Source organism: Streptomyces sp. NPDC058964 (assembly GCF_042741275.1).
Classification (GTDB): domain Bacteria; phylum Actinomycetota; class Actinomycetes; order Streptomycetales; family Streptomycetaceae; genus Streptomyces.
In genome coordinates this window covers 4,353-6,820 of record NZ_JBHYKH010000495.1, presented here as the reverse complement: position 1 = coordinate 6,820, position 2,468 = coordinate 4,353, and the positions used below count along the sequence as shown (strand labels likewise).

2 protein-coding genes and 1 pseudogene are annotated in these 2,468 nt (G+C 74.6%); 1 reads left to right on the top strand and 2 read right to left on the bottom strand.

Going from position 1 to position 2,468, the window contains the following annotated elements; translation table 11 throughout:
• Nucleotides 1-206: pseudogene (locus ACFW2E_RS38190) on the top strand (hypothetical protein); the annotation flags it as partial.
• A 43-nt stretch (nt 207-249) separates the two neighbouring features.
• Here ACFW2E_RS38190 and ACFW2E_RS38185 read toward each other — a convergent pair.
• Together ACFW2E_RS38185 and ACFW2E_RS38180 are read right to left on the bottom strand one after the other, a co-directional pair.
• Nucleotides 250-1,536 carry a hypothetical protein gene (locus ACFW2E_RS38185; protein ID WP_384474037.1) on the bottom strand — a complete coding sequence of 429 codons (1,287 nt, stop codon included), beginning with the start codon at nt 1,534-1,536 and terminating at the stop codon, nt 250-252.
• 319 nt (nt 1,537-1,855) lie between these two features.
• A partial coding sequence (locus ACFW2E_RS38180) for an SH3 domain-containing protein (RefSeq protein WP_384474035.1) occupies nt 1,856-2,468 on the bottom strand: 613 nt, incomplete at its 5' end.

Sequence of the window (2,468 nt, the reverse complement as noted above, 5' to 3'; positions counted from 1 at the left end):
CCCCCCCGCGCCCCCCCCCCCCGCGCCCGCCGCGCGGGGGGGGGGCCGCCGCCTCCCACCCCGCCGCCCCCCACGCGGCGGTGCGGCGCGTGGCGGGACGGGCCGCCACCCGCCGCGCGGGCAACCGGGTTCTGCACCACCGCACCGACCTGGGGCGGGCCCTGCTCGACGGGTCAGCCCCCGCCGCGGCGCCGGACGCACCGTAGAACCTTCATGGACGCCGGCAAGCACCGCCCCGGGCGGTGGGGGTCAGCAGGTCGGGACGCCGGGAAGCCAGGCGTCGGGGACGTCGATGAAGATGTTGGAGATGTAGCCTCCGTAGTCGGGCAGATACGACCAGGCGTCGTTGCTGTAGCCGTCGTAGTTGACGAGCTGACCGTGGACCTGGCACTTCACGCGTACGGTCGTCGGGCCGGCCAGGCCGGCCACGCGGGTGGAGTTGGTGGTCGCCTGCGCCCGGATGCTCACGTCCGTGCCCCAGGTCGGGAAGGACTTGGTGTCTCCGCCGTCCGTCCACAGGTAGGTGACGGTCACCCAGCCGTTGTCGCTGAGGCCGATGTTGTAGAAGGTGCCGTCGGCCAGGTCGATGCCTGCCGGGTTGGCCACCTGGCGGCCGAACTCGTCCCGGCCGCCGTTGTATCCGTTCTGGTAGGCGGCCTGTGCCTCGGGCAGGCCGCGGGAGAGGTCCTTCCACTGCTCGCGCTGCGAGGAGGGGTTCCAGTGGTCGTCGTGCGTGTTCCAGGGGCCGACGTCCCATACGGGTGCCGTCTCGCAGCGCGCCGGCCCGCACACCTGCACCGAGTACTGACCGCTTCCGCTGGGCGACAGGGCGCGTCGTGAGGGCAGGGCGACGAAGTGGTCGTTACTGCGTATGACGTGTCCGTTGGCTGTGGTGCCGCCGACCAGGCCCTCACGCGTGGCGTAGACGCGGGCGGAGAAGGCGGAGGCGGCGGTGAGTGCGGGCTGAGCGGGCGGGGTGCCCACATCGTCCGCGGTCAGCCTCAGACCGCGGACGGCCGGCGTGGCACCGGCCTTGGTGCTCCACAGGGTCACCCGGGCCTGTATCTCGCCGACGGACTGGGGTAGTTGCGCCGGGGCGCCCGCGGTGAACTGCCGCCATTCGGTCCAGGCGCCGTCGGCGTCCCGGCCGCGGACGTCGACCACCACGCTCGCGCCGCTCGGCACCGTGGCGTCCAGGTCCACGGTGAGCCGGTTCACCGGCCGGTCCAGGTGGTGCGTCTGCAGTACGGCCGAGGCGTATCCGCGGTCCCGGCCCAGTGAGGCGGGGCTGAAGGAGTTGTCGCGCACGCGCAACGCGCCAGCGCTGTAACGGACGTTGACGTCGTCGGCCCCGGGTGCCGAGAGGTCCGCGCGCCAGGACACCGGCGATGCGTCGGTCTGCGCGGCGGCGGTGGCCTGCGGGGCCGTGCCCAGCGCCGTGCCGGCCAGGGCCAGCAGACAAGTCGCGCCGCTCAGCGCGGGCAGGAGGCGGGCTCTGCCACGGGTGGCGGAACCGCGGAGATGGGGAGTCGGCAATGGGGGGCTCCTGGGTAGCAAGCGTCGTTGGCGTCGGTGAGGGTGCCGGCGAGGTGGGTCACCGGGCGGGGACAAGCGGGTGTCGGCGCTGCCGGGCGTGGGTGGGGCGCGTACGCGCCCCGGAGGAGATGCGCAGGGCATGTGGGAGTGCTCCGTCCGAAGGGGCGGGTGGGAACGCGGTCGCCGCTCGCTTCGGCGTTCGGTGTGCCGAGGGTGCGGGCGACCGATGCCGATGTGGTTGCGAGGGGCCGGGCTGCGGCTCACGGCCGGGTGCCGAGCGGGCGGCGTGCGGCCCTCGGTGAGCGCGGGCCACGGCGGGTCAGCAGACGGGAACGCCGGGGATCCGGTCGCCGCTGGTGTCGACGTAGACGTTCGTCAGATAGCCGCCGTACTGCGGAAGGTGGGCCCACCAGTCACTGCTGCGGGACCTGTCGGAGATCAGCCGTCCGCGCTTCTGGCAGTCGACCAGGACCTCGACGCCGGCCGGCAACGTAGTGATCACGGCCGATTCCGTGGTCGCGTCGGCGCGCACGCGCACCCCCGAGCCGACGGTGCCGAGCCAGGCGCCCGAGGGGTGTTGGGCACCGGGCACGTCGAGGGAGGCGACCAGGTGGGTGAGACGGGAGTACGCGGTGCCGTACGGTGTGCCGACGGGGTGCAGGGTCAGCACGGCCACGATGGCCCGGTCGTCGGCGCCGACGGTGCCGGTGGAGTGCAGTGCCGGCCCGGCCAGATCGACCGCGCCGGTGGCCGTAGGGCGGTCGGGAGGAGCGGTCTCGGTGGCGCTGCGGGTTCGGTGGGTTCCGGGCATGAAGTCGGCGGCGGGCCCCGCGGGGGCCGCCGACCCCCGGGAGCCGCCCCCGGCGGAACCCGGCCCCCCCCGGTGTGCGGGCCCCGGGGCCGAGGAGGCGGGCGGGGTGGCGCAAAGCGGG